At 61.0% G+C, this 24,685-nt stretch carries 19 protein-coding genes and 1 pseudogene; 7 read left to right on the top strand and 13 right to left on the bottom strand.

The annotated features are described in order from the left end of the window. Positions 1-97: 97 nt before the first annotated feature. Positions 98-1,474, top strand: coding sequence for a B12-binding domain-containing radical SAM protein (locus SFUM_RS21065; protein ID WP_011700865.1), 1,377 nt, complete (start codon positions 98-100; stop codon positions 1,472-1,474). Next, on the top strand, positions 1,471-2,178 hold the full coding sequence (locus SFUM_RS21060) for a glycosyltransferase family 2 protein (RefSeq protein WP_011700864.1): 708 nt from the start codon (positions 1,471-1,473) through the stop codon (positions 2,176-2,178). The genes SFUM_RS21065 and SFUM_RS21060 overlap by 4 nt, the downstream gene beginning before the upstream one ends. A 6-nt stretch (positions 2,179-2,184) precedes the next feature. Here the strand turns inward: SFUM_RS21060 and SFUM_RS22245 are convergent, their stop codons facing one another. Together SFUM_RS22245 and SFUM_RS21050 are read right to left on the bottom strand one after the other, a co-directional pair. After that, positions 2,185-4,425 carry a CHASE2 domain-containing protein gene (locus SFUM_RS22245; protein ID WP_011700863.1) on the bottom strand — a complete coding sequence of 747 codons (2,241 nt, stop codon included), beginning with the start codon at positions 4,423-4,425 and terminating at the stop codon, positions 2,185-2,187. A 196-nt stretch (positions 4,426-4,621) separates the two neighbouring features. Further along, positions 4,622-5,800 (bottom strand): hypothetical protein, encoded by a 1,179-nt coding sequence (locus SFUM_RS21050; RefSeq protein ID WP_011700862.1) that lies wholly within the window; start codon positions 5,798-5,800, stop codon positions 4,622-4,624. 133 nt (positions 5,801-5,933) lie between these two features. Between SFUM_RS21050 and SFUM_RS23870 the strand changes: the two genes are divergently transcribed. Continuing rightward, on the top strand, positions 5,934-6,434 hold the full coding sequence (locus SFUM_RS23870) for a hypothetical protein (protein WP_244148086.1): 501 nt from the start codon (positions 5,934-5,936) through the stop codon (positions 6,432-6,434). A 128-nt stretch (positions 6,435-6,562) separates the two neighbouring features. Here the strand turns inward: SFUM_RS23870 and SFUM_RS24180 are convergent. Together SFUM_RS24180 and SFUM_RS21035 are read right to left on the bottom strand one after the other, a co-directional pair. Further along, a pseudogene (locus SFUM_RS24180) lies at positions 6,563-6,979 on the bottom strand (FecR family protein); the annotation flags it as partial. Positions 6,980-7,014: 35 nt separating this feature from the next. After that, complete coding sequence (locus SFUM_RS21035) at positions 7,015-8,544, bottom strand: tetratricopeptide repeat protein (protein WP_011700860.1); 1,530 nt, start codon at positions 8,542-8,544, stop codon at positions 7,015-7,017. A gap of 955 nt (positions 8,545-9,499) precedes the next feature. Between SFUM_RS21035 and SFUM_RS21030 the strand changes: the two genes are divergently transcribed. Continuing rightward, complete coding sequence (locus SFUM_RS21030; RefSeq protein WP_011700859.1) at positions 9,500-10,321, top strand: hypothetical protein; 822 nt, start codon at positions 9,500-9,502, stop codon at positions 10,319-10,321. A gap of 267 nt (positions 10,322-10,588) precedes the next feature. Here the strand turns inward: SFUM_RS21030 and SFUM_RS21025 are convergent, their stop codons facing one another. Continuing rightward, positions 10,589-10,897 (bottom strand): DUF167 domain-containing protein, encoded by a 309-nt coding sequence (locus SFUM_RS21025; RefSeq protein ID WP_049766480.1) that lies wholly within the window; start codon positions 10,895-10,897, stop codon positions 10,589-10,591. A 531-nt stretch (positions 10,898-11,428) separates the two neighbouring features. Between SFUM_RS21025 and SFUM_RS21020 the strand changes: the two genes are divergently transcribed. From SFUM_RS21020 to sfsA, 3 genes are all read left to right on the top strand, one after another. Continuing rightward, positions 11,429-13,165, top strand: a complete 1,737-nt coding sequence (locus tag SFUM_RS21020; RefSeq protein ID WP_011700857.1) for an aldehyde ferredoxin oxidoreductase family protein — start codon at positions 11,429-11,431, stop codon at positions 13,163-13,165. A 349-nt stretch (positions 13,166-13,514) separates the two neighbouring features. Further along, on the top strand, positions 13,515-14,099 hold the full coding sequence (locus SFUM_RS21015; protein ID WP_011700856.1) for a DUF4412 domain-containing protein: 585 nt from the start codon (positions 13,515-13,517) through the stop codon (positions 14,097-14,099). A gap of 102 nt (positions 14,100-14,201) precedes the next feature. Beyond that, on the top strand, positions 14,202-14,987 hold the full coding sequence (sfsA, locus tag SFUM_RS21010) for a DNA/RNA nuclease SfsA (protein WP_011700855.1): 786 nt from the start codon (positions 14,202-14,204) through the stop codon (positions 14,985-14,987). A 167-nt stretch (positions 14,988-15,154) separates the two neighbouring features. Here sfsA and SFUM_RS21005 read toward each other — a convergent pair whose 3' ends face one another. The 8 genes from SFUM_RS21005 to SFUM_RS20970 form a co-directional block, all read right to left on the bottom strand. Further along, positions 15,155-15,772, bottom strand: a complete 618-nt coding sequence (locus SFUM_RS21005; RefSeq protein ID WP_011700854.1) for an indolepyruvate oxidoreductase subunit beta — start codon at positions 15,770-15,772, stop codon at positions 15,155-15,157. Next, positions 15,772-17,652 carry an indolepyruvate ferredoxin oxidoreductase subunit alpha gene (gene iorA / locus SFUM_RS21000; protein WP_011700853.1) on the bottom strand — a complete coding sequence of 627 codons (1,881 nt, stop codon included), beginning with the start codon at positions 17,650-17,652 and terminating at the stop codon, positions 15,772-15,774. The genes SFUM_RS21005 and iorA overlap by 1 nt, the downstream gene beginning before the upstream one ends. Positions 17,653-17,673: 21 nt before the next feature. Beyond that, the gene (locus tag SFUM_RS20995; protein WP_011700852.1) at positions 17,674-18,987 is read right to left on the bottom strand and encodes a phenylacetate--CoA ligase family protein; all 1,314 of its coding nucleotides are present in this window, start codon (positions 18,985-18,987) and stop codon (positions 17,674-17,676) included. Positions 18,988-19,150: 163 nt separating this feature from the next. Continuing rightward, positions 19,151-19,882: an ABC transporter ATP-binding protein gene (locus SFUM_RS20990; protein WP_011700851.1), complete on the bottom strand. Its 732-nt coding sequence runs from the start codon at positions 19,880-19,882 to the stop codon at positions 19,151-19,153. 60 nt (positions 19,883-19,942) lie between these two features. Then, positions 19,943-20,728 carry an ABC transporter ATP-binding protein gene (locus SFUM_RS20985; RefSeq protein ID WP_011700850.1) on the bottom strand — a complete coding sequence of 262 codons (786 nt, stop codon included), beginning with the start codon at positions 20,726-20,728 and terminating at the stop codon, positions 19,943-19,945. Then, complete coding sequence (locus SFUM_RS20980; protein ID WP_011700849.1) at positions 20,725-21,708, bottom strand: branched-chain amino acid ABC transporter permease; 984 nt, start codon at positions 21,706-21,708, stop codon at positions 20,725-20,727. The genes SFUM_RS20985 and SFUM_RS20980 overlap by 4 nt, the downstream gene beginning before the upstream one ends. Positions 21,709-21,721: 13 nt before the next feature. Further along, positions 21,722-22,609, bottom strand: coding sequence for a branched-chain amino acid ABC transporter permease (locus tag SFUM_RS20975; protein WP_011700848.1), 888 nt, complete (start codon positions 22,607-22,609; stop codon positions 21,722-21,724). A gap of 418 nt (positions 22,610-23,027) precedes the next feature. Beyond that, positions 23,028-24,209 (bottom strand): ABC transporter substrate-binding protein, encoded by a 1,182-nt coding sequence (locus tag SFUM_RS20970; RefSeq protein WP_011700847.1) that lies wholly within the window; start codon positions 24,207-24,209, stop codon positions 23,028-23,030. Positions 24,210-24,685 lie beyond the last annotated feature (476 nt).

The following is a 24,685-nucleotide window of genomic DNA, read 5'->3' as shown; positions in this document are numbered from 1 at the left end:
CCGGTCAGACATACAAGGGGCGGGTTTTATCCCCGCCCGCCCAATTGGACCCATCTTGAATGCAACCTGGTATGAAAACTGAGTCGAGGGAATCGGGATGAGGATCCTTCTGATCAACCCCTCCTGGGGCGGACGCCTGGAGCGGCAGCGCTACAACCGGGCATGGCCGCCGCTCGACCTGCTCTATGCGGCATCCCGCTTGAGGGAAAACGGATGGGACGTGCATCTTTGCGATGCGAGGGCTTCGGGGATTTCCCCGGAGTCCGCGGCAGCCCGGTACGGAAACGCCGATTGGGTGGTCGTCAGCTCATCTCCCCTGGACCGATGGCAGTGCCCCAACCTCGACATCGATCCCCTGCTTGCCTGGACGCGCGTGTTCCCGGCGGAAAGACTCATTGTCTACGGAGTCCACCCGACCCTGTTCCCGGAAGCGGTCCTGGACGCGAGCGGGGCGAGAGCGGTCCTCAGGGGAGAACCGGAAGACACGCTTCCGGCGCTCTGTTCGGCGCTGGTCGGAGACGACAGTCGCCTCGAATCGGTCCCGGGCGTTTCGTACCGAGCGGGCGGCCGGACGATCCACACCCCCGCGGCGGCGCCCGTCGACCTGTCGGCCCTTCCCCTTCCCGCCTATGACCTCACCGTGTCCCGCGACTACGGGTACGAGCTCCTGGGCGCGAACATGGCCGTCCTGGAGACCGCGCGAGGTTGTCCGCATTCCTGCACGTTCTGCCTGAAGGCGATGTACGGCCACGGAATGAGGGAGAAAAACGCGGCACAGGTCGCGGCGGAAGTGGCGCTCGTCGGGAATCTGGGCTATCGATGCGTCTATTTCATCGACCTGGAGCTCTGTCTCAAGAGGCACCGGACCCTGGAGCTGTGCGGGATCATGCGGAGATCGCGGCTTCCCTGGGCGTGCCAGACGCGGGTCGATGACGTGGAGCCGGAGCTTCTCGGAGAAATGGCCGCTTCGGGATGCCGGCTGATTCATTTCGGGATCGAAAGCGGCGCTTCGGGAACGCACCGGAGGCTTCGGAAAAACATTTCCGTCACTCAAACCGAGAATGCCGTTCGGTGGGCCAAGGCAGCCGGCATTGCCACGGCGGGTTTTTTCCTGCTGGGATTCCCCTGGGAAACACCCAAGGACTGGCTGGCCACGGAAAGTCTTGCTCGAAGGCTGAATCTCACCTATGCTTCCTTCCACCCGGTGACGCCGTATCCCTGCACGAAACTGGGCGAAATGCTCGATCTGAGCGGCCCATGGTGGGAAAATGCGGGTGCCGCGCGCATCGACGACGCGAGGTTGAAGCGCATCGTCCTGAGATACTGCCTGCGGCCCTCCTACGTAGCCGAGTTCCTTCGCCGCGGCACGAACCGGCTCGCCGCGGCGGGGCTTTTCCTCGAATTTCTGAAGGGTGTCCGTGCACGTCTTCCAGGAACATCCCATCCGGGAAGCTCAAGAAAGGCCGGCCGATGACAACGTATGACTTCACGGTTCTCATCCCGGTCTACAATGAGGAAGAATGCCTGGTCCCCAACGTGGCAAAGCTGCTGCGATTTTTCCGGGACCGTGCCCTGCGCGGGGAGATCATCCTCGGCAGCAACGGCTCCACCGACGCCACGGTCTTCCTGGGAAATCTGCTCGGCCAGGCCAAACCCCTGCCCATCCGTTTCTTTCACCTCGAACGGCGCGGTACCGTCGGCGTGGTATACCGGAAAGCGCTCGATCTGGCTGCGTCCCCTTTCTTGATTTCACTGGACATGGATTTGTCGGTGGACCTGGAATTCGTTCCGCGGGCCCTCGACCTGCTGCGGCAACACGATCTGGTGGTGGGTTCCAAGCGTTCGGGTTCGCAGCGGCGTTCGGCCTGGCGGCGGCTGGGAAGCCACCTCTTCATCCTGTGCGCTCAGTTGCTCCTCAATCTCCCCTACGACGACTATTCCCTGGGAGCGAAGGCGTACCGGATCGACAAGGTTAGACCGCTGGCCGAAAATATCAGTGAAGACACCAATTACGTCCTCGAGATCCTTTGCGCAAGCAGGCGGGCGGGGTTGTCCACAGTCGTTCTGCCCGTGGCGTGCCGCGATTACCGCAGGAGCCGCTTCAACCTTTTAAAGGAAGCCGTCGTGCGGTTTTCCCACCTGTTCGGCACATGGTTTCGCGTGATGTTTCGGCGCTGAAGCGGCTCATTTCCGGTCAAGAACGGTCACGTGGGACCATTCGCCCTCCGGCGGCCGGTTCAATAGACCGCGGCACCTTGCCTGGTAGAGCGTTGAAGGGCGATCGGCGGGCAGCCACTCTTCCATCCTGATGAACAGTTCCAGGGCTTTTGCCCATTCGCCCCGCCGGTACAAATGAAGGCCTTCGTGATAGACATCGAGGGCTTCCGCGGGTATCCCATCGCCCTTCCTCCCCATGATTTCATAGATCGCCACAGCGTGGAGCCTGCCCTTCACCCGGACGACGTCCAGTTCGCGCCCGATAAAGTTCCCACGGACCAGGTTCCAGGTGCTCTCGCTCACCACGATGGCCACGCCGTAAACCTTGGTGAGACTCTCCAGCCTGGATGCGAGATTCACGTTGTCCCCGATCACCGTGTAGTCGAAACGCCGGTCCGATCCCATGTTGCCGACCATCATCGTGCCGGTGTTGATGCCGATCCCGATGTCGAGAACGGGCAGCCCCTCTTCCTCCCAGGTCCGCTTCAGGCTCCGCAAGGTATTGACCATGTCGATGGCCGTTCCACAGGCCCGGTCCGGATGGTCCTCCTGGGGCCACGGCGCCCCGAAGATGGCCATGATCGCATCTCCGATGTACTTGTCCAGGGTGCCGTGATGATCGAAGACCACCTGGGTCATCCGGGTCAGGTAGTCGTTCAATTGAGGAACCAGCTTCTCGGGGCTGTATTGTTCCGACAGGGTGGTGAACCCCCGGATGTCGGAAAACAAGACCGAAAGCTCCCGCTTTTCTCCGCCCAGCTTCAGCCGTTCCGGATGAGCCAGCATCTCGTCCATCACGGACCCGTGGACGTAGAGGCTGAAGGTTTTTCTGATCTTGTTTTTCTCCCGCTCCTCCTCGAGGTACCGATGCACGGAGGTGCCGAGGTATGCGATCGCCAGGTTCATCGGCGGGTACAAGTGGTTGAGCCAGACCCCGGGCCCCAGAAAGGCATAATGGGTGAGGAAGACGTAGCTTGCGAGCAGCGCCGCCACCGAAACGACGATCAGGACGCCGTGCAGGCAGGACTGCAAAACGAGGAAAATCACCGCCAGCCCCGCCAGCGCGCCGAGGTCCCAGAGCAGGACGGACCGCTTCGACCGCCTCAGGAAATTCTCCTGAAGCACATTCTCCAAAACCGTGCAGTGCAGCTCCACCCCCGGAAAAACCTGGTCGAAGGCCGTCGGTCGCATGTCATAGAGGCCCATGGTGGTGTTTCCGATCACGACCAGCCGATTCGCCAGGCAATCCGCGGGAACCTCGCCGTGCAGCAACGCGGAGGCGGAATAGTGGGGAAAGGTGTACCCCGGCCCATAGAAGTTGAGCAGCAATTCTCCCTGGTTGTTGGTGGGAATCGAAACCGGACCGAGACGGATGTCCTCGACGCCCGCGGCATCGAGCTTGACGATCAGGGGAAGCTCCGGCAGGGAAACCGTCAACATCCGCAACGCAAGCGAGGGGAAGATACGCCCCTCGTACCGGAACACCAGGGGCATCCAGCGCACGGCCCCGTCCGGGTCAGTCTTGACGTTGAAGCTCCCCGAATGCCGGGTTGCATCCCGCACCACGGAAATGTTCGTCTCGAGACCCGCCGCTTCGAACAACCGGTCTTTCTCCGGTTCTTCCCTGACGTGAACGATCGGACACACGTCCCGCTCGAAAACGTCTTCGGGCGGAGGCGGGGGGAGGTACCTGCTGGCGGAATCGTAGAAGAAATGCCCGAGAACCAAAGGAGCCGACAACCGTTTTATGGTGCCCGCAAGGATGGCGTCGTCATCTTCCTCCCGTGCGGCATCCTCGAGCAGCGCCAGGATGTCGGGAGAACCGGCGGGATTGCCCCTGAGGCGATCCCGCACGTCCAGTACCGCCTGCTGCCGGAGCTTGAGATCCGGTTCGAAGAACCCCATGTCCAGGCCGATGACCCTTGCGCCGTGCCGGTCCACCGCCTCGATCAGCCGTGCCATGCGGCGCCTGGGCCACGGCCAGCGCCCTTCCCGGTTAACGCTCTCCTCATCGATGGTAACGAAAGCCGTCATGCCGGATGGGGTGACCGGGCCGCGCTCCCTGAAATGAAGGTCCCAGGCCTTCAGCTCGACCAGGCCGATGAAATGGACTTCAAGGATGTAGAAGACGGCCATGATCAGGGTGGTGATCGCCACGAAGATCACTTCCCACGAAAAAACGGAGCTGAGCTTGCGGCTGCCGATCAAGAAAAGAACTCCCCGGAATCCGGTGCACGAGCGAAGAGCCTGCCGCCGCGAGAATCACGCCGCACCGCCGGCTTTCCGTTGCCCGCAGAAGTATAAAACAAGGGCGCCGCACCAGGTTGCGCGGCGCCCGCACACATTCCGTGTTCCCCCTTCGGGTTCCTCTCTTTCCGCACTCAATCGAACGTCACCCGTAAATTCATTTCTTTTCCACCACAACTCTCAGTGTGCGCGCTGTAGTGTGGGCCGGCACCACCGCGGTGTAGGCGCTGCGCGAACGCATATCGACCGAACGGTCCGCCGCGACGTCAATCAGCGTGGCCCTGACCCCGGAGGGCAGATTTTGGAGGTCCCATCGCACGATGTACGACGTCGCGCCGCTCCTGTTCGGGACCTTGAGCGTGACCCGGAAATTCACCGGTCGATCGCCCAGCGGCCTGAAATCCCTGGCATATTTCCCCGGGCGCGTGGCCCAGCCGCTGTGGTCCACGTATGCCCTCGGAACTTCCGATGAAATCGGAGGCGGCGACATGCAGTCCAGTCGATCCGGTCCGATGGAAGCCGCGGGGCTGAGCCCCAGGAAAAGAGTTTTATCCGCGTACGTCTTCAATCTCTCGTTGACGCGCAAAGAAATGCCCATGTCCGGGGCAGCCGCCGAAGCCTCGGCTGAAGCTCCGTCGACCGGTTGGCGCGGGCGCGGGGAAGGCACCGGCACGAAGGGCTCATAGATCAGAATTTCCACCGGCCCCGTGCTGGAATTGTACATCCAGTACGCGTTCCAGGGTTCAAAATTGCCCGGTGCGGCAGTCGCCGGAATCACCGTGAAATACCCGTTGTTGTAGCCCCACGCCTGGTTGTCGACCCAGGTATTGAATTCGAGAGGCACCGGAGTGGTGCTGGCGTCCGGCCGCACGTAAATGTTGGAAGTGCTGGTGGTCGTGTTGAAAGGGCAACCGATGATGTTCCATCCGGGAGCCGCCGTTGTCGTATACGGGTCCGTCGTAACCGGCGTGCCCTGGACCAGCAGGTCCAGGTCGATCGCGGTGATCACCCAGTAGCCCCCTCCGGGAACGACGGGGGCCAGCCCGTCGGTGTAGCTCAGGTAGTTTCCGGACCCCGGGTCGTACTGGTAAATCCCTATTTGAGTCGGATCATAGGAGGTCGCCCCGCCGCCGAACACCGCCAGCGGGTCGCCGTTGTCGGGCATCAACCAGGGCAGCCCGATCAGGTGATAGTCCTGGACGTCAATCGTGCCTTCGCCGGAAACGTCCGCGACCAGGTGGTGGGAAACTTCCTCGGCCCGGCCGCTCATCGGCCAGATCAGCACGGCAATCAGCGCAACGACTGCAATGCTTCTACGCCTGCCGTTGGTGGTCATGCTTCGCTCCTGTGCAATCCTCCCGCAACGTTCGGGTGTGCGGACACCGGGCACGGAACCCGGCGCTCGGAACCCCGGAACCGGCCTTCTGCCGAACCGCAGCGACGATCACCTGCCCCGCGGACCACCTCTGATGGGAGGCTGTGGAGGCTGCGGGAGTGTGGTCGTCGTCGAGGTGCTGGTTGTCGACGTGCTCGTCGTCGAGGTGCTCGTTGTGGACGTGCTCGTCGTCGTGGTACTCGTTGTCGACGTACTGGTCGTCGATGTGCTCGTCGTGGACGTGCTTGTGCTTGTGGTGGACGTCGTCGTCGGCATCGTGGTCGAAGTGGTCGAGGTGGTCGTAGTGGTCCTCGGCACTTGCCACGGCAACGTGGTCGACGTCGTGGTGGTCGATGAGCTCGTTGTCGTTGTCGTCGTGGACGGGAAAATGAATGGCGGCACGATCACTTCAGGCGGAGGGGTGTGCGTGAGACCGGTCGAAGTCTCCCCTCCGCTCGTTTCGGGCACGCCGATGCCGGTCTCGGCGCGAGGCAGCTTCCTGGAGCCGATTTCCTCCAGCCCCTTCAGCAGATCGGCACGCTCGGCGGGAGTCGCGAACCGGGGCGGGGTGGGCGGATTCTTCCCGCAGACCTGAGTGATCATGTTGGTGGTGATGACGGCCCCCTTATCGGGGGTAGTGCGGTTGACGGCTATGATCACATTCTCGATGCACAGAGCTTCCAGCAGTTCCTCCCTGCATATGCTTTCCTTCGCCGAACCCGAACGCACCCGCACCACGAAGTCCGTGTCGCGGGTGCCCACAACCGCCGTCTGACCTTGCACCCGGAACCGCTTTTCCTTGAAATCCTGCAAATCCTGCACAACGAAACGCGCTTTCCCCGACATCATGGACAGAAGCCCCTGACGGCTTTTTTGCGAAGGATCGTACAAATACTCAGTGATCTCCATCACCGATCCCGGGGCCATTTTTACCCGGCTTTCATCAAGGAAGACGATCTCCACGGAACCATCCCCCTTCGTCTGCCACTTGTCCTTGAGAAAGACGGATTCGCCGGCTTTCGCCGCAATGCTCCTTCCTTCCCGCTCCACGAACACGGCGCCTTTCAAGACCGCGGCCTTTCCAACGGGGCCTGAAGCACCCCGGGCGATGCCCGCGCACGCCACGGCACATAACACCATCAGAAAAGTAAAGCTCGTTTTGAACCGATTCTTTCCTAATAGTCGAATGTAAGGAAGCATGTGAATATCGCCCTTCTGTAGTTGTACGGATCGAAAGACTCGTTGTTCCCCATCTTCACTATATTCGAATCATTCCAAATATATTGAAAGAGAAAATTCATCTGCAGGTTCGAAGTGATGGGCCCTCGAAGCAAAACGTTCAAATCCTGTTCGGTGTCCTTGCGTGTCCTGGTCAGGCTGATCACGGGATCGAAATCATAGTCCCTCCACATGAACAGCCCGGAAACGTCAACGAACCATTCCCGGTAGACGGGATACTGGAACCCCACCAGGCCCCCGTGGCTCACATACCCCGTGCGTTCCGAATCGACCAGGTCATCCAAAGTCATGAGATAACCCGCGCGGATGTGGGCTTTGCCTCCCTTCATCATGTACATTTCGGTGATCCCGATGTTGTACACCCGGTCGTCGGGAGTCACGTCCCGGAAGAACCGCCAATTGGCTTCGCCCCTGATGTAGGTCCGCCAGTGCTCGTCATGGACGATGGTCAGATTCGGGACGACCGTCTGGACATCGGCCTTGGAGTCCCCCCCCGCCCAGAAATGGCTGTACTGGTATTCGAGCCCCGGGTAGAAAGGCGCTTTGTTCAACTGCGCATACAGCGCGGGTCTGGCGCCGATCACCCCTGAGTCCGACTGTGTGAAGTAGGTGACCTGGTAGTGGTTGTATGCGGCCCCCACCCTCCAGGAATCATCGCGATAAAAGTCGTAGCTTCCGGTCACATTGGCGACAAAGGCCCCATCCCCTTCTCCGGAGGCGCGTGCCGCCTCATCGAGGGAATCCTGGAGAACGTTGCTGTCGTATTGAAATCCGACCGCCCCGGTGACATGCCAGGGCTTGCCCACACGTGCGGCATTTTCCACCGCTGCGAGCAGTTTGCGCAACTCGGCGGCCGTTTCGGGAGGCTGATCCATTTTCAGTGCGGCCTCGAGCGATTTGCGGGCTTCCTTGTATTCCTTGAGATGGGCAAAGCAGATCCCTTCCTGGGCGATCGCCCGCGGAGCCAGGTCGGGCCTTGCGGCCCCGGCCTTCCTGAAAGATCCGATCGCTTCTCGATACTCGTTCAGCTTCATGCGGCACAGACCGATCTCATAGTCCGCACGCCCGGGGTCTGCCGGCCTCGCTTTTCCCAGTGCCTCGACGGCCCCCGCGTCGTCCCCTCGCCGGGAACGGATGTGCGCCACGTCGAACCACGCTTTTCGGTATGCCTCCTCATTCTGAGCGATCAGCGCGCGGAAAATGACTTCCGCTTCGTCCAGCCGTCCCAACCGGAGATAAATACCGCCCAGTTGATACTGATATTCGAGGTTCTCAGGGTCTTCCAGGATCGCCTGCTGCATCGGTCCGAGGGCATCCTCGGGCTTGTCGATCCGGATAGCCTGGCCGGCATTCCGGTAGGCCGCGGCACCGGCGCCCGGGTCCTGCGCCCGGATGGAGCAAGGGAGAAGGCAGATAAGCAAGACGCCGATCAGCACACCACCCAGCCGAAAGCCACGGATTCCCATCGTGCATCTCCTCAAGTCGCTTCACCCGTCTCAAATGCCCCACACTTGCTTTCGCTTCCCCGGCAGGACGCCGCGCGCTCGGCACTCAAGACTGCCCCTCGCGGCTCCGGGATCCTTCGCAAGAACGCATCGCTGTATCCAGGAAGTTCGGGAACTTAGGCGAATGTTGCCTTAAGAAAGAATCAATGTCAATTAAAGAATATTCCATCATATATATTCGCGCAGGGCCGTCCGCGATTCCAGCCCATTCACACACAAGATTCAAATCCGCAGGCCAATTTGGCCCACTCCGTATCAAGGGATGAAAACGTCCGTGCATCGGCTCCGACAACACATGTGTGCCTGCGCTATACGGCATACGGCGAAGAAAGCGATTGCATGGCGTATTGATGCACCGTCGAGGAATGATTAGCCTTTTGGCAGTAAAACCGCCCTCGGGCATGAATCATGCTCGACTGCGAAGGCAATCTCGCGGAGAAAATGGGAAAAATGTCCAAGACTTTGAAAACAGTGGACTATAGCGGTTCCATCTGCGATAATTGTATCGATCTGAGAATTGATGCACCGTGGCTCCGGAGCGTCAATACCGCCCCGCCCAGCAGGCTTTGCACTGACCCCAACCGACCCGGCCGCCTCTTAGCCGAAAAGCAAAGGACGGCTGGTTCCTGTAGAAGTTTCAGTTGATCGAGGAACCCGGCGCAAGCAAGGATTCCGGCTCGTGATCCCTGGAAGCTGCGACGATCTGCCGTAGCGACAGTTCGCAACCAGCGTTTGGAGTGGCTACGATGAAGGAGCGTCCCCACGGCGGGAAAGTACCCCGATCGAGGAACGTGAGCCTTCAGAGGTCGGGGCCCGACCCGCCCCAATTACTTTGCGCCTTCCGAGAAGTGAGGATCTGCGTTCCCAGAGGGTCTCATCATCCGGAAGAACGGCATCAACCAGACAAGGAGGCAACATGATGAAAAAACTGCTTTTGGGGACAATGCTTTTGGCGTTGGCCATGGTCGTTCCTGCTTCAACAATGGCGCAGGTAGGCGTGAGTGTGGGAATCGACCTGCCGCCACCCATCGTGTTCCAGGCGGCTCCCGAAGTGGTAGTGCTGCCTGAAACGGACGATGTGTACGTCGTTCCCGACATCGACGTGGACGTATTCTTCTGGAGCGGCTGGTGGTGGCGCCCATGGGAAGGCCGCTGGTATCGTTCACGCTATTATGACAGAGGCTGGGGTTACTACCGTCATGTTCCGTGGTTCTATTTTGACGTGGATCCGGGTTGGAGGGGATTCTACAGGGACCGATACTGGCACGGACACCCTTGGCGGTATGAGCGAATTCACTACCGTCACATGCATGACAATTGGAGGAAATGGCACAATAGCCGGCATTGGCGAGGAAAAAGGGCCTGGAACGTCGAGAATTACAGACCGCGACCGAACAAGGAGAGGAATCATCTCAGAAATCAAAGGCGGGTGGAGTATAACAAGAGGCCCGAGGTTCAGAAACATCACCAACTGATTCAAGAGCAAAAGAAACGACCCAGAGTATACAAGCCCAAAGGTGAGCAACAAAAACAGCCCCGCGCGCAGAAACCCAGGGCTCAGCAACAGAAGCAGCCCAGAGCGCAAAAACCCAGGACCCAGCAGCAGCGGCAGCCCAGAGCGCAGAAGCCCGCGCGGCAGCAACAAAGGCCGCCTCAGCACAGACAGATGAGGCAGCAACAGAGGTCGCCTCAGACGCAGAAGTCCATGGGCCACCAAGGTGGGGGTGGACAACAGTAAGGCAGACAAACCGCTCGATAGCGTTTTCAATTTTGAGCCGGCAACACCATCCGGGAAGCGGAACATGACCTGTCCCGGGAAGAACCGGGAGCGAAAAACGATGAGCCTCGCGGCTCCCGGGACAGGAAACACGGAAGCGTTGCCGGCTCGAAGTTTCCGATTCGTTACTCGTGTCCTGCTATCTTGGACCCAGCCCGGTATCAGCCGATGCTCAACCCCGGGAAATCGTGTTTGACGAGAACACAGGCGACGCCCCATCCGGGCGAGTCAGAGAACGCCGGTTTCCAGCAAGACCGCTCTCAGAATCTCGGGGGTGGAGTTGCGGATCAGAATCGTCTTGCGGCGGGATTTGTGTCCCCGGATGATTTCAACGTCGGACCGGGAGACTCCGAACGCCCCGGCGAGGAATTTCACGCACTCCTTGTTCGCCTCGCCTTCCACCGGAGGCGCGGTGAGCCTGATCTTGAGGCAACCCTGGTGCATCCCCGCCCATTCGTTCTTCGATGCCCTCGGCTGAAGATAGACGTCCAGGAGAGTTCCCCCCTCGCCCGCACGCAGAAATGAACCACTCTTCATCAGACCCACAACTCGAATCCTTCTCTGAACAAGACCGAAGTGGTGCTCCGGCGTCAACCGGCGTTAAGGACCGTGTATCGATGCTCCGCCCGGACGGAACCGGTCCGGAAGTATTCGACGAACCGTGAGAAACCGGCCGGGACAGGAAGATCGGATGCGTCTGCACGCATGCGCGTGACGGCCCCGGGACCGGGTCAACCGCCCGCCGTCGTCGGACTGCAGCGGCGGCCGTCGGCAGGTCGATCGGTCCATCATGTGAAACCGGCATTTTGTACCATGTCGGCGTATAAAGATCCATCTCCGGTGGGCATGTCTTCGACAGGCTCTCCCGTGAGCTTTCCAAACGCCGCAAAGTCAGGCGTGGTGCCAAAAATGACATGTTTACAACGATTCGTCGCGCCCCTAGTATTAGTACACGGCCCGCAGTTTCATGGGGTTCTGCTCGGATCCGGACCGCGCGAGACGTTCGGGTCGGAGTCGGCCGGGAGATGAGGGAAATGCATCGGTTCCGTCGTTGGCAGGAGGATTTCAATGAACAAGATATTGAGAATCGACACCGGGGCTGAAGGCGGTCCGCAGGCAACCGTCGGCTCCCCGGGAGAATACGCCGGACTTGGAGGAAGGGCTTTGACATCGACGGTGGTCGCCCGGGAGGTGCCTCCGTTGTGCCACCCGCTCAGCGCCGAGAACAAGCTGGTGATTGCGCCCGGACTGCTGAGCGGGACGAGCGGGGCCATGTCGGGCCGAATATCCATCGGGGCCAAGAGTCCGCTCACCGGAACCATCAAGGAATCCAATGCCGGAGGCCAGCCTTCCCAGGTATTGGCCCGCCTGGGATATGCCGCGGTGATCCTGGAAGGCAAGCCCGCCACAGACGATCTCTACAAGGTGGTGATCGACAAGGAGGGGGTCCGGATCGTCCGGGACAACAGCCTCAGGATGCTGCCCAACTACGACCTGATCGAAAAGATGAAATCCGAACACGGGGAGCACATCGCGTGCATCTCCATCGGACCGGCCGGTGAGATGAAGCTCGGCGCGGCTTCCATCGCATGCACCGACACGGAGTTGAGGCCCACCCGTCACGCGGGGCGAGGGGGTCTTGGAGCCGTTATGGGTTCAAAGGGAATCAAAGTGATCGTCCTGGACGATTCCGGGATGAAGACGAGACAGCCCAAGGACCCCGACAAATTCCACGCGGCCAACAAGAAATTCGTGGAAGGTCTGCGAAACCACCCCGTCACCGGGCAGGGCCTGCCGGCCTACGGAACGAACGTCCTGACGAACATCATCAACGAAGCCGGCGGTTATCCCACCTGCAATTTCCGGCAGGGCCGATTTGAGAAAGCCCACCAGATCAGCGGCGAGACGCAGGCCGAGACCGAAACGGTCCGGGGCGGCCTTGCCACTCACGGCTGCCATCGCGGCTGCGTCATCCGCTGCTCCGGCATTTACAACGACAAGGACGGCCGCTATCTGACCAAGCAACCCGAATACGAGACCGTCTGGGCGCACGGCGGGCAGTGCGGCATCAGCGATCTGGATGCCATCGCCATGCTCGATTTTCTGGACGACAATTACGGGTTGGACACCATTGAGATGGGCGTGGCCCTGGGAGTGGCCATGGAAGGCGGCCTGCTCAGGTTCGGAGACGCCGAGGGAGCCGTCAATCTGGTCAAGGAAGTCGGCAAGGGAACGCCCCTCGGCCGGATTCTCGGCAGTGGAGCGGAGATCACCGGCAAGGCCTTCGGAGTCGCCAGGATCCCGGTCGTGAAGGGTCAGGCCCTGCCCGCCTACGACCCGAGGGCGGTTCAGGGGATCGGCGTGACCTACGCCACCTCCACCATGGGGGCCGATCATACCGCCGGGTATGCGGTCGCCACGAATATTCTGAAGGTGGGCGGCGACGTCGATCCATTGAAACCCGAAGGGCAGATCGAGTTGTCTCGCAATCTCCAGATCGCAACCGCGGCCGTCGATTCCACCGGGATGTGCCTGTTCATCGCGTTTGCCGTTCTCGACCAGCCCGATACGTTCCAGGCGCTGATCGACATGATCAATGCGTTCTACGGGCTGCAGATGACGGCCGACGACGTCGTGGCGCTCGGCAAGCAGGTGTTGAAGACGGAACGGGACTTCAACGCCCGGGCCGGGTTCACCGCCCAGCATGACAGGCTGCCGCGCTTCTTCAAGACGGAACCGGTCGGGCCTCACAATGTGACTTTCTCGGTCCCTGACGAAGAACTGGACAGAGTGCACGACTACTAGCCTTTTCTCTCGCGGGTTCCTTCCGCTCCCGTTTGGGGGCGGAAGGGCCTTCAGCAGCCTGCGCGCCTCGCGGTGCTTTTCGTCATTCCCGCCCGGCCCTGATCTCGGGCCAGTGCACGGTGGCCATCGAAGATTCCGGTTTACACGCATGCGCGACTAAAATATAAAGCTGTAGCGGTTGAGTTGATTCAGTGGGTTCGAGTCACCTTTGCGCCGTTTTCCCGCAAGCCGCCCGTTCGCGGCCTTCCCCGCCGCGGAGGATGAAACCCTTCGGGAGATCGCGGCCAAAGGCAATTGAGGGTGAGTTGCGGCCACTCGCTCGGAACACTCGTTGAAAGAGGTGTGAACGATGAAAAACAGCAAACTGTTGATTCCGCTCTGTCTGGCCATCGCAATGGCTTTTTCGACAGCCCTGTTCCTGCCGGGTTCCTGCGGGGCGGTTGAATTTTCCGCCGATCTGGTCATTCAACCCAAGGGCGAAGAAGCCATGAAGGGCAAGATCTACGTAAAGGGAGACAAGGTCCGGCAGGAGATTCTGGAAGAAGGCGACAACCAGATCATGATCATCCGCCCGGATAAGAAGGTCACATGGATGATCTCCCCGGACGAAAAAACGTACATGGAAATGCCATACCAGGCTGAGGACAAAACCTTCGAGGAATGGACGGAGAACAAGGAAAAGAATTCGAAGTTGATCGGCGAAGAAACCATTTCCGGCATCCAGACCAACAAGTACGAGAACATCGAAGACGGGGAGAAGACTTATTTCTGGATTTCCAAGAAGTTTCCTTTTCCCATCAAAGTTGAAGATGCTGAAATCACGATGGAATACAAGAATATCAAGGAAGGCCAGGTGGACGCCGCCCTGTTCGAGCTTCCCGCCGGCTACGAGAAAATGTCCATGCCGACGTTGCCCGGCAAATCCGAGGAATAGCTGCCGCTGTGCCGGGGAAGGCGAGAGCCGTTCGGTCCCCCTCCCCGGTACGCCGCACTCCCGGCTCCGCTCCTCCTGCCGTTGCTCCACGAGCCCGCCGTCATGACCGATTCCGCGAAGCCGCAGAACCCCGATCCCGGGCATGAGAGCCGCCGCGTGGCCCCGCTCGCGGGTTCGCCGAGATCCCCGTTCCTGATCGAATTCCCGGAGGACAGTTTCACCGCCGTTTTCCTGGGGCGGGAAAAACGTTTCCTTGTCGAGGCCGAACGAAACGGACACCTGTTTCAGGCACACTGCAACAATTCCGGGAGCATGCTCGGCCTGCTGCGGCCGGGAAGCGACATCCTGCTTTCCGTATCCCCCAACCCCTCGCGTCGACTGCCCTACACGCTCGAATCCATCAAGCTCGGAAGCCACTGGGTGGGAGTGAACACGCTCGTACCCAACCGGATCCTCAGGCTCGCCTGGGACAGGGGAATACTGCCGGAGTTGATAGGTTACGATCGATTTCAGAACGAAAAAACCTCCGGCGAGAGCCGTCTGGACGCCTTTGCGGAAGGACCCGCGGGGCAGGTCTGGATCGAGGCGAAAAACGTGACGCTGGTGGAGGACGACGTCGCCTGTTTCCCGGATGCGGTGACCGTACGCGGGCAAAAACACATGAGGGAACTGACGGCGCTGGCGCGCGCGGGCCGGAGGGCCGCCTGCTTCTTCCTGGTCCAGCGACCGGATGCTTCGTGCTTCGCTCCCGCCGATTTCATCGACCCGGTTTATGCCGAGCTTTTTCACGCAGCAGTGCATGCGGGCGTGGAGATCTGGCCGTACGAGGCGGTTGTCACCCGGCAGGGGATTGCTCTGGGCCGCAGGCTGAAAGTGGTGGGGCACTGATACGAACTTGCGTTCGGCATTGACGGGAAGGCATGAAGCCCTCCCGCCCAATGCACTCATCTTGAACGCAACGTTGTGTAAGAGCACCAGTGATTCCCGTCTTCCCGGAATCCCGCTTGAACGGCGGGGCAACTGGGAAGACGGGGCTTTTCCCGTGACGCGGAACGCTACAGGGAGCCGCCGCCGGCCTCGAAGCCCAAATCGAAGGCTTTCCGGTTGACGTCGATCAATCGGGCCGGGATCGTTTTCCTGATGGCCGCATCCCAGCTCCGCCCGGAGATCGGAAGCTGACCGGTCCCGGCCAGGACGCCCACCATGGCGAGATTGGCCGCGCGCTCCGATCCCGCCCGGCGCGCGATTTCGCGGGTATCCACCTTGATGAACCGGGCGACTTTCTCCCGGACTTCTCCGTAGAGCGTTTCCAGCTCGGGATACACGGCCTGGCCGGTTGCCACCGTGAAGGGCAGCACGGGAACCGTGCTGGAGATGACGATGCTCTCCTGGTGGCACTTGGGCAGTGCCCGCGCCGCCTCCAGCGGTTCGAACGCCAGTACGATATCGGCTTCCCCGTCGGCGATGGTGGGGCTGAAAACCTTACCCATGACCACGGACGACTCCACGACGCCCCCGCGCTGGGCCATGCCGTGAATCTCGCTCATCATGACCGGCAGCCCTTCCTCCAACGCCGCTTCACCGACAAGACGAGTCGCCAGGAGCGTTCCCTGTCCGCCGACTCCCGTGAAAAATATGCGCACGGCCTCCAGGCCCCTCTTTTCAGTCGCCATTATTCGCTCCCTCCCCTCGACTCTTCGATGCGCTTGGGCTTGATGGATTTGCACAGTTGCGAGCAGACGCTGCACCCGCTGCAAAGGGCCTCGTTGATGCGGACGCACATTTCCCCGGACGCACCGGGTTCCCATGCGAAAGCGGGGCATCCCAGCTCCTCGAGACACCGCTTGCACAGATCGCAGGACGCATCCACCTGGAACACTACCTTTTGCCTCTTGCGCAGCATCCGGTTCTCGAACAGCGGACAGGGACTCTTGGAAATCAGCACCGATACGCCGGGTTCCTTCAGCGTCCGGCGCATATCCTCGAGCACTTCCCGGGTCTTTTCCATCCGGAGCGGATTCACCACTTCCAGGCGCTTGACTCCACAGCCTCGAATGACATTCTCGAGGCTGACCCGGGGCTCGATCTTCCCCGCGGGCGTCAGTTCGATCCCGGGATGAGGCTGATGCCCGGTCATGGCGGTTGTCCCGTTGTCGAGCACGACCAGGAGAAACCGGTGATCGTGGGAAACTCCGTTGATGAGCCCGGTGATCCCGGAATGAAAGAAGGTGGAATCCCCGATGAAAGCCACCACCGGTTTGTCCTGCACCTTGCTGAACCCTCCGGCCGTGGACACCCCGGAGCCCATGCAGATGAGAAAATCGGCCATGCGCAGAGGCGGCAGAATGCCCAGGGTGTAGCAGCCGATGTCGGTGGGGTAGATGGCATCGTCTCCGAACACTTTGCGCACGGAAACATAGGTGGCGCGATGGGGACAGCCGGGGCAGAGGTTGGGAGGTCTTTGCGGCAGCGCCGGCGCGGTGAAGACCCGCGGAGGTTGGTAATTCAGGCCGAAAAAGCTGCTCATGGCCCGCTTGACCTTCACGCCGTCCAGCTCGAAGGCGCGCGGCGTCAGTTCGGCGCCCTTGCCCGCAATAGCGACGCGCAGACCGAACTCCTGCGCGGTCACCCGTACCGCTTCCTCCAGGAACGGTTCGAGTTCCTCGACCACGAGGACTTTTCCCAGTCCACGCATGAAGTCCCGGATCAGGGCTTTCGGATGCGGGAACGTGAAACCCAGCTTGAGCACCTTGACGCGATCCCGGAGCCCCAGGTCGCGCACGGCGTCCAGCACGTAGAGGTACGAGACGCCGCTGGTGACGATCCCCCATTTCCCTTTGCCGGTGCTGAAATTGAGCGCGCTTCGCTCGGCCTCCTCCTGCAGCAGGGCGAGCTTGTCGAGCAGCGCCAGCCGAAGCTTGCGGCCCACCATCGGGACGACCACCAGGTTGAAGGGATCCTTCTTGAATTCGCCGCGCGGCGTTCCCGAAGGGATCTCTCCCAGGGTTACCGGCCCTCTGCAGTGATTGACCCTCGTGGTGGTGCGGAGCATGACCGGAATGTGATACTTCTCCGAGACCGCCAGGGCCTCGAGGGTCATCGCCTTCGCCTCCTCGGGCGTGGACGGCTCGAACATCGGGACATTGCCCAGCTTCGCGTAATAGCGATTGTCCTGTTCATTCTGGCTGGAATGCAGGGAAGGATCGTCCGCGACGACCACCACCATGCCTGCCTTCACGCCCACGTAGGCCAGGGTCATGAAAGCGTCCGCAGCCACGTTCAACCCCACGTGCTTCATGGCGCACAGGCTGCGGACCCCTGAAACGGCCGCCGCCCCCGCCATTTCCACCGAAACCTTTTCATTGACCGAGTACTCCACGTAAACGCCGGCATCGGAACCGATCCGGTGGAAACGGTCGATGATCTCGGACGATGGAGTCCCGGGATAGGCCGCAACAAAGCGGACGTTCCCTTCGAGAGCCCCGCGGACAATGGCTTCATTGCCCAGAAGGAGATGCTTCTTCTCGCTTCCGGGCATCAGGAGTTCATGCATTCGATACCTCCCTGCAGTCGTTCATGATTTCATGTTTCTTCGGTCCACAAACAGCTTGACCTTACCGTTTTCCCGCTCCAGCGAACCCCTTTCAACCAGCTTGACGCGGGGCGTGATACCGAAGTGGTTGGTCACCGTCTTGCTCATGATATCCACCAGGGCACGCTGTTCGAGCATCTTGTCGTAGAAGAACCGTTCGGTGACCTCGACCCAGATCTCGAGCCGGTCCCGGTGTGCGTGCCGGACCGCCACGATCTGATAGAGGGGGCGTTCGCCCTTGATCTGTTCGAGCACGTCGCCGATGCGCTCGGGGATGATGTTGATCCCCTTGATGACCACCACATTGTCGCAGCGTTCGAGAATCCGGCTGATCTTCCGGAAAGTGCGCCCGCACGGGCACGGTTCATCGATGATGCGGCAGACGTCTCCCGTGCGATAGCGGATGACGGGGAAGGCTTCCTTGGTGAGGGTCGTGACGACAAGCTCCCCCTCTTCGCCGGGTGAAAGCACCCTCCCCGACGCCGGATCGATGATCTCGGCATAGAAGTGGTCTTCCTGGAGATGCATGCCGCTGCGACCCTCCAGGCATTCCCCGGCGACCCCCGGACCCATGACTTCACTGATTCCATAATTGTCCGTCGCCTTGACGAAGAGCCTTTCCTCGATCTCCCCGCGCATGGATTCGGTCCAGGGCTCCCCGGCGCAAATGCAGTACTTGAGCGAGAGCTTCTTCGGATCGAACTTCAGTTCCGCCATCTTGTCCGCGATGACCAGGCAGTAAGACGGGGTGGACGCGAGCACCGTGGTCCGGAAATCCTGCATGATCTTGATCTGCCTCTCGGTCCGGCCCACGGACGTCGGCAGCACGGAGGCTCCGATGCGCTCCGCGCCGTAGTGAATCCCGAGGCCGCCGGTGAGAAGCCCGTAGGCGAACAGCACCTGGATCACGTCATCCTGGGTGACGCCGCCGGCGCTCAGGATACGCGCCACCAGGCCGCTCCAGGTGCGCAGATCCTGGCGCGTGTACCCCACAACCCGCGGGTTCGCCATGGTGCCCGACGACGAATGCACCCGCACCACTTCACGCAACGGCACGGCAAACATGTCGTAGGGGTAACTGTCGCTCACATCCTGGCTGGTGGTATAGGGCAGTCGCTCGAGGTCCTTGAGTTCCGTGAGGTCGTCCTCCGGCCTGAAGTCGATCTCCTTGAAACGGCGCCTGTAAAAAGACACGTTTCGATACACGCGGTTCAAGGTGGCCTGCAAGCGCTCGAGCTGGAGCTGTTCCAGCTCGTCTCTGGACATGCGTTCCTTTTCGGGTTCCCAAACGGGCATAAACAGCTCCTTTTGGAATCGATCTCGGCTCGTGGTGCGACAAAACACCATGGAATACCGGAAGCCGCCTGCCAAGCCTCATTCCGTTACGGTTTCCGGATGCTTTCCCCTCCGCCGGCCCTGGCCGCGCATCGGCCTTCACAGCCCGTGAACCGCGGATGCCTCACGCATCCCAAATCTGCCTGGCTCCCTTGCCAAGATAGGCCCTCTGCACTTCCCGGTGTTCGAGCAGTTCGGCCCCCTCTCCCTGCAGGACGACTTTGCCCGTTTCCAGCACGTACCCTCGGTCGGCTATCTGCAAAGCGGCCTTGGCATTCTGTTCGATCAGGAGAATGGTGCGCCCTTCCTGCCTCAGTTCCCGCACGATGGAGAAGATCTCGCGGACGATGAGCGGAGCGAGCCCCATGGACGGCTCGTCGAGGACCAGCAGCCGGGGCCGGGACATGAGCGCGCGGCTGATGGCGAGCATCTGCTGCTCGCCTCCGCTGAGCGTCCCCGCAAGCTGTGTGCGACGCTGCCCCAGAATGGGAAAACGCTCGAACATGCGACCGATGTCCTCCCGGACCTGACGACCGTTCCGGCGGTGGACGAAACCCCCCATTTCCAGGTTCGCCTCAACGGACATGGTGGCGAAAATCTGGCGTCCTTCCGGAACGAGGGCAATTCCCAGCCGCACGATGTCCTCGGGCGGCATCCCTTCGATGGGAGCGCCTTCGAACTCGATCTTCCCTTTCAGGGGTTTCACCAGGCCGCAGATGGTGTTCACGAGGGTGCTCTTGCCGGCCCCGTTGGCCCCGACCAGCGTGACGATCTCGCCGGAACGCACGTGAAGCGATACGCCTTTCAGCGCTCGAATGTTGCCGTAGTGCGTGTGAAGACTCTTGATCGTGAGCATGTGTTTCCACCCGGGAACAACGGACGATCCGAAAAATACGGGCCGATCCTGGACGAACGACTACTCCCCTCCGAGATAGGCCTCGATGACCGCGGGGTGATCCTTGACTTCATCCGGGGTCCCGCTGGCCAATCGCTGCCCGTAGTGCAGCACGAGGATGCGGTCGGAAATCTCCATGACAAGGTTCATATCGTGCTCCACCAGCAGCACGGTCACGCCGCGCGTGCGAATGCGCCGGATGAGCTCCCCAAGCTCCTCGGTTTCCTTCATGTTGAGGCCGCCCGCGGGCTCGTCGAGCAAGACGAGCGAGGGCTCGGTGGCCAGGGCGCGGGCGATTTCGAGAATCTTCTGCTTTCCCAGGGGCAGGCTTCCGGCCGGGAGCCCCCGGGCATCGCTCAGTCCGACGAACTCGAGATACTCCTCGGCGTCCTTCCTGATGCGCCGTTCCTCGGACCTCATGCCGGGCAACCGCAGGCCGGTGGACAGGAAACCCCGATGGGTCCTCGGATGGCGGCCGAGCATCACGTTCTCGAGCACGGTCATGGACCGGAACAGCGCCACGTGCTGGAACGTCCGGGAAATACCACGCCGGGTGATCCGGTTCGGAAGCATGCCGTCGATCTCCCGCCCTTCGAAGACGATGCGCCCCGAGGTGGGCCTGAGCAGGCCGCTGATACAGTGAAAGAGCGTCGTCTTCCCTGCGCCGTTCGGCCCGATCACCGCCTGGATGATGTTTGCCGGGACCTCGTAGGTCAACCCCCGCAGGGCCGTGATGCCGCCAAACCGCATCTCCAGCTCGTGGAGTTCCAGCAGCGCGGCTTGGGAATCTCTGGAATCCTCTTTCATGAGCCCCCGTCATCCGGCGCGGCAACGGTCCGAGACCCCGCCGACGTCCACCTGCCGGCAAGAGACATCAGGCCGCCGGGCAGGAACAGGGCGACCACCAGCAGGATCGCCCCGTAGATCACGATCTCGAAATCGGCAAAAACCTGCAGCCATTCATTCCCCACAAAGGTCAGCAGGACCGTCCCGACAATGGCTCCCCAAAGGCTCTGCATGCCGCCCACCATCACCATGAGGACGAAACGGATGGACCACATCAGGTTGAACGAGCCGGGATTGAGGCAGGTCACATAATGGGTGTAAAAGCTTCCGGCCAGGGCCGCAAAAACCGCGCTCAACACAAACACCTGGAGCTTGTACCGAGCGGTGGGAACTCCCATGGATTCCGCCGCCGTCTCCTCTTCATGGATGGCCCGCAGCGCCCGCCCCACCCTCGAACGCAGGATATGGAAGCAAAAGACCAGTCCGATGAACACCGTGACCCAGACAATATAGTACCAGGCGATTTCGCCGGTGATCCTGACGTCGCCGAAGCGCAGGCGCGGAATGTCCGACATGCCCGACGGTCCGCCGGTCCATGCCACTTCCTCGCCGAGCACGATGTGGACGATGACTCCGAACCCGAGGGTCGCCATGGCAAGGTAATGGCCTTTCAGACGCAGGGCCGGAATTCCGATCAGCCAGGCGACGGCCGCCGAGGCAAGCATGCCGATCGGCATCGCCGGCACCGGGTTCCACCCGAAGCGGCTCGTCAGGATGCCCGAGGTGTAGGCGCCGATTCCGAAAAAAGCCGCCTGGGCCATGGAAATCTGCCCCGCAAAGCCCATGAGCATGCTCAGACCGAGCGACACCAGGCTGAAAATCCCGGCGAAGACCATCACGTCCACATAGTGGGAAACCGCCTTGAACGGGACGACAACCCAGGGGAAAACCCCGATGAACAGCGCGGCGCAGAGAAAACCCAGCCATTCCCTTCGGTTCATCCTGTCGACCTTCCTAGAACCTTTTCAGCTTGGCGGCCTCGCCACTGCCGAAAAGGCCCTCGGGTTTGAAGAACAATGCCAGCAAGAGCAAGACGAGGGCCACCGCGTCCTTGTACCCCGAAGACACGTACCCCGCGCAAAACGATTCGGCAAGCCCCAGGATCGCGCCTGCCACCAGCGCCCCGAAGAAGCTTCCCAGCCCTCCGAGCGCCGCGGCCCCGAAACCCTTCAGCCCGAGGAGGGCACCTCGATCGAATTCCATCATCGATATTGGGGTAATGATCACCCCGGCGGCCGCCCCGATGCCCGCGCTCAGCACAAAGGACAGCAGCACCATCCGACGGACCGGGATTCCCACCATGCGCGCCGCGTTGGGATTGTCGGCGCAGGCGAGCATGGCCTTGCCGTAGGTGGACCTGTGGAAGAAGACGGTGAGACCGATCACGATCAGCGCGCTGACGCCCACGACCCAGAACGCCTGGGTCTGGATGGCGGCGCCGGCCACAAGAATGGGACCACCGGCGCTGAAGGCGGGAACGCTGTGAGGGTCCTTCCCCCACCAGATCATGGCGCCCCCTTTGAGCAGGATCGAGAGGGCAATGGTGATGATGATCAGCGAGAGTACGCTCGCGTTTTTCGCCCGCCGGATCACGAACCGCTCCATGACGAGACCCACCAGGCCGGTGGCGAGAACCGCGCCGAAGAAGCCCACCACGATAGGAAGCCGGAGGACGCCAATAAAAAAGGCGGCAAAAAGACCGCCGAGCATCACGAACTCACCCTGAGCGAAATTGATGATTTCAGTGACGTTGTAAATGATGTTGTAGCCAAGCGCCACCATGGCGTAGATCACGCCGATGGTAAGACCGCTGATGGTGTACTGGAGTATGTCCGTTCCCATACTGAAACAATCCGCCCCCGCCGGGGTACAATCCTTTCGTGTCCTGTGACCGGGTCAGGTTCAAGACGATCCCGCGACTCCGCCTCAGCCCCGTCCGGGCCGGTTCAGAATGGCAACCGGATTCCAGCGGTTCGGGCACGAGGCTGAACAAGTCCCCGGAAGTCTTAAAACTCAACGGACCGTTCATGTCAATGATTTTGGTGTGAAATCGGATCACAATCCCTCATCCCCGCCGGGCCGGCCGGGTTGTCGGGAGAAAACCCGCCACAGCCGCTCCCGCGGGCCGGGCTCCGGGACGAAAGCCCCCGGCGGGCGCCGGTGGAGGGCTTTCGTCCGATCGTCGTCTCTCAGGCGGACCCCGGCGAGGCATCCGCCCGCCCCTTCAGCCCGAGGCGGGCGGCATGGGCTCCGCGCCGCATCAAGGCGTGGCCAGCGCCCACTTCCCATCCTTGACCACGATCATTTCCAGGTCGTCCTTGCTCAACCCGCAGTGGTCCTGCGGGGAGAAATTGAAAATACCGTGCATGCCGACGAAACCCTTGGTCTGTTCGATATGGTCGCGGATTTTGGCCGGATCGGGCCCAACCGCTTTGAGCGCGGCCATGGCGAGGTGCATCGAATCCCAGGCGTGACCGCCGAAAGATGAGATGGGTTCCTTGTAGAGCGTCTCGTATGCCCTGGTGTATTCAAGGATGATTTTCTTCTGGGGCTGGCTGTCGGGGAGCAGGGAGCCGACATTCACACGAGCCAGGGGCAGCAGCACGCCCTCGGCCGCTTTTCCCGCCAGTTCCAAATTTTTCAGGCTCCCGAAACCGTGGCTCTGGAAGAGCGGGATGGCATCCATCCCGAGGTCTCTCCACGTCTTGATCGCCAGGATCTGGGTGGGGCCGATGGACCAGTTCACGACGGCCTGCGGCTGGGTGCCGCGGATTTTGGTCATTTGGGCCGTGAGGTCCGTGTCCTTGGGATCGAACCGTTCATCCGCCACGATGGTAAACCCGTATTCGGGCGCCAGCCGGAGCAGCTCCTCCCGCCCGCTCGCTCCATATCCGCTGGAGTCGGTCATGATGGCGACCTTCTTCACCCCCTTGCCCTTCATGTAGTCGTACATCTTGCCGACCACGTGGGCGTCGGAGCCCGCAACCTTGTACACCCATTTGCGGCTCTCGATGGGGGTCACGATCTTGTAGCTGGTCGCGCACGAGATGAGAGGCACCTTGGACTCTTCGGCGACGGTGGCCACGGCGATGCTCTCCCCGCTGCGCGTGGGACCGATGATCACCGGGACTTCGTCCTTCTTGATCAGCTTTTTCACCGCGAGCGTGCACTTCGTGGTGTCGCTCTCGTCATCGTAGATGATCAGCTCGACCGGATGCCCGTTGATTCCCCCCTGCTTGTTGATCTCGTCGCGAATCATTTCCGCCGTTTTCTTCTCCGGCTCGCCCAGGAACGAACCGACCCCCGTGATGGAAAAAACCGCGCCGATCTTGTAGGGCTCCGGAGCGGCCAGGACATTCGGACCGATGATCGGAGCAAAGAGCGCACCCAGGAATGTGCAGATGGTGAGCGCCGCTGCAAGCCAGTTTCTCCGTTTCTTCATGATTGTTTTCCTCCGTGTGCCGGTACAGGGCTCTAAGGGTTGAAGCGGGTGCGCCCCGCCGGGCGCACCAAACAAAAAAGCCGCGGCAACAAAGACCACGGCTCCAAAACGAAAAAAGCCGTGGGCGAACCGGCATGCGGTCTGCCCACGGCCTGTTCCTACAGGCTCATTCACGCAAGGGCAGACCGCCTCGAATAAATATAGGAGTAGTAATAGCGATCCTGCCGGTCTCCACCCTTCATTGTCTTCATTCCTCTTGCTCGAATCTCCAAAAGATAGTTTCGCGAACGGCTCCTTATACTCGACTCCACGCGGCCAAGTCAAGACAAAACGACTGAAATATCAACGGCAAAAGCCCGATCGCCATGGCCGAAACCACGGGGACTCCGAATCGAGGAACCTTTCGCGGCGGCTTCCGGCGGGACGCTGGTTGCTTCGGGCCGGCGCTTATTGTGGATTGAAGTGATGATGAGAAT

It is taken from the genome of Syntrophobacter fumaroxidans MPOB, from assembly GCF_000014965.1.
Taxonomy (GTDB): Bacteria; Desulfobacterota; Syntrophobacteria; order Syntrophobacterales; family Syntrophobacteraceae; genus Syntrophobacter; species Syntrophobacter fumaroxidans.
This window is presented reverse-complemented; position numbering and strand designations above follow the sequence as displayed.

Coding starts and splice junctions, on each gene's coding strand:
- SFUM_RS21065 (WP_011700865.1), top strand. CDS start 98: ATGAGGATCCTTCTGATCAACCCCTCCTGGGGCGGACGCCTGGAGCGG.
- SFUM_RS21060 (WP_011700864.1), top strand. CDS start 1,471: ATGACAACGTATGACTTCACGGTTCTCATCCCGGTCTACAATGAGGAA.
- SFUM_RS21050 (WP_011700862.1), bottom strand. CDS start 5,800: ATGACCACCAACGGCAGGCGTAGAAGCATTGCAGTCGTTGCGCTGATT.
- SFUM_RS23870 (WP_244148086.1), top strand. CDS start 5,934: ATGGGAGGCTGTGGAGGCTGCGGGAGTGTGGTCGTCGTCGAGGTGCTG.
- SFUM_RS21035 (WP_011700860.1), bottom strand. CDS start 8,544: ATGGGAATCCGTGGCTTTCGGCTGGGTGGTGTGCTGATCGGCGTCTTG.
- SFUM_RS21030 (WP_011700859.1), top strand. CDS start 9,500: ATGATGAAAAAACTGCTTTTGGGGACAATGCTTTTGGCGTTGGCCATG.
- SFUM_RS21025 (WP_049766480.1), bottom strand. CDS start 10,897: ATGAAGAGTGGTTCATTTCTGCGTGCGGGCGAGGGGGGAACTCTCCTG.
- SFUM_RS21020 (WP_011700857.1), top strand. CDS start 11,429: ATGAACAAGATATTGAGAATCGACACCGGGGCTGAAGGCGGTCCGCAG.
- SFUM_RS21015 (WP_011700856.1), top strand. CDS start 13,515: ATGAAAAACAGCAAACTGTTGATTCCGCTCTGTCTGGCCATCGCAATG.
- sfsA (WP_011700855.1), top strand. CDS start 14,202: ATGACCGATTCCGCGAAGCCGCAGAACCCCGATCCCGGGCATGAGAGC.
- SFUM_RS21005 (WP_011700854.1), bottom strand. CDS start 15,772: ATGGCGACTGAAAAGAGGGGCCTGGAGGCCGTGCGCATATTTTTCACG.
- iorA (WP_011700853.1), bottom strand. CDS start 17,652: ATGCATGAACTCCTGATGCCCGGAAGCGAGAAGAAGCATCTCCTTCTG.
- SFUM_RS20995 (WP_011700852.1), bottom strand. CDS start 18,987: ATGCCCGTTTGGGAACCCGAAAAGGAACGCATGTCCAGAGACGAGCTG.
- SFUM_RS20990 (WP_011700851.1), bottom strand. CDS start 19,882: ATGCTCACGATCAAGAGTCTTCACACGCACTACGGCAACATTCGAGCG.
- SFUM_RS20985 (WP_011700850.1), bottom strand. CDS start 20,728: ATGAAAGAGGATTCCAGAGATTCCCAAGCCGCGCTGCTGGAACTCCAC.
- SFUM_RS20980 (WP_011700849.1), bottom strand. CDS start 21,708: ATGAACCGAAGGGAATGGCTGGGTTTTCTCTGCGCCGCGCTGTTCATC.
- SFUM_RS20975 (WP_011700848.1), bottom strand. CDS start 22,609: ATGGGAACGGACATACTCCAGTACACCATCAGCGGTCTTACCATCGGC.
- SFUM_RS20970 (WP_011700847.1), bottom strand. CDS start 24,209: ATGAAGAAACGGAGAAACTGGCTTGCAGCGGCGCTCACCATCTGCACA.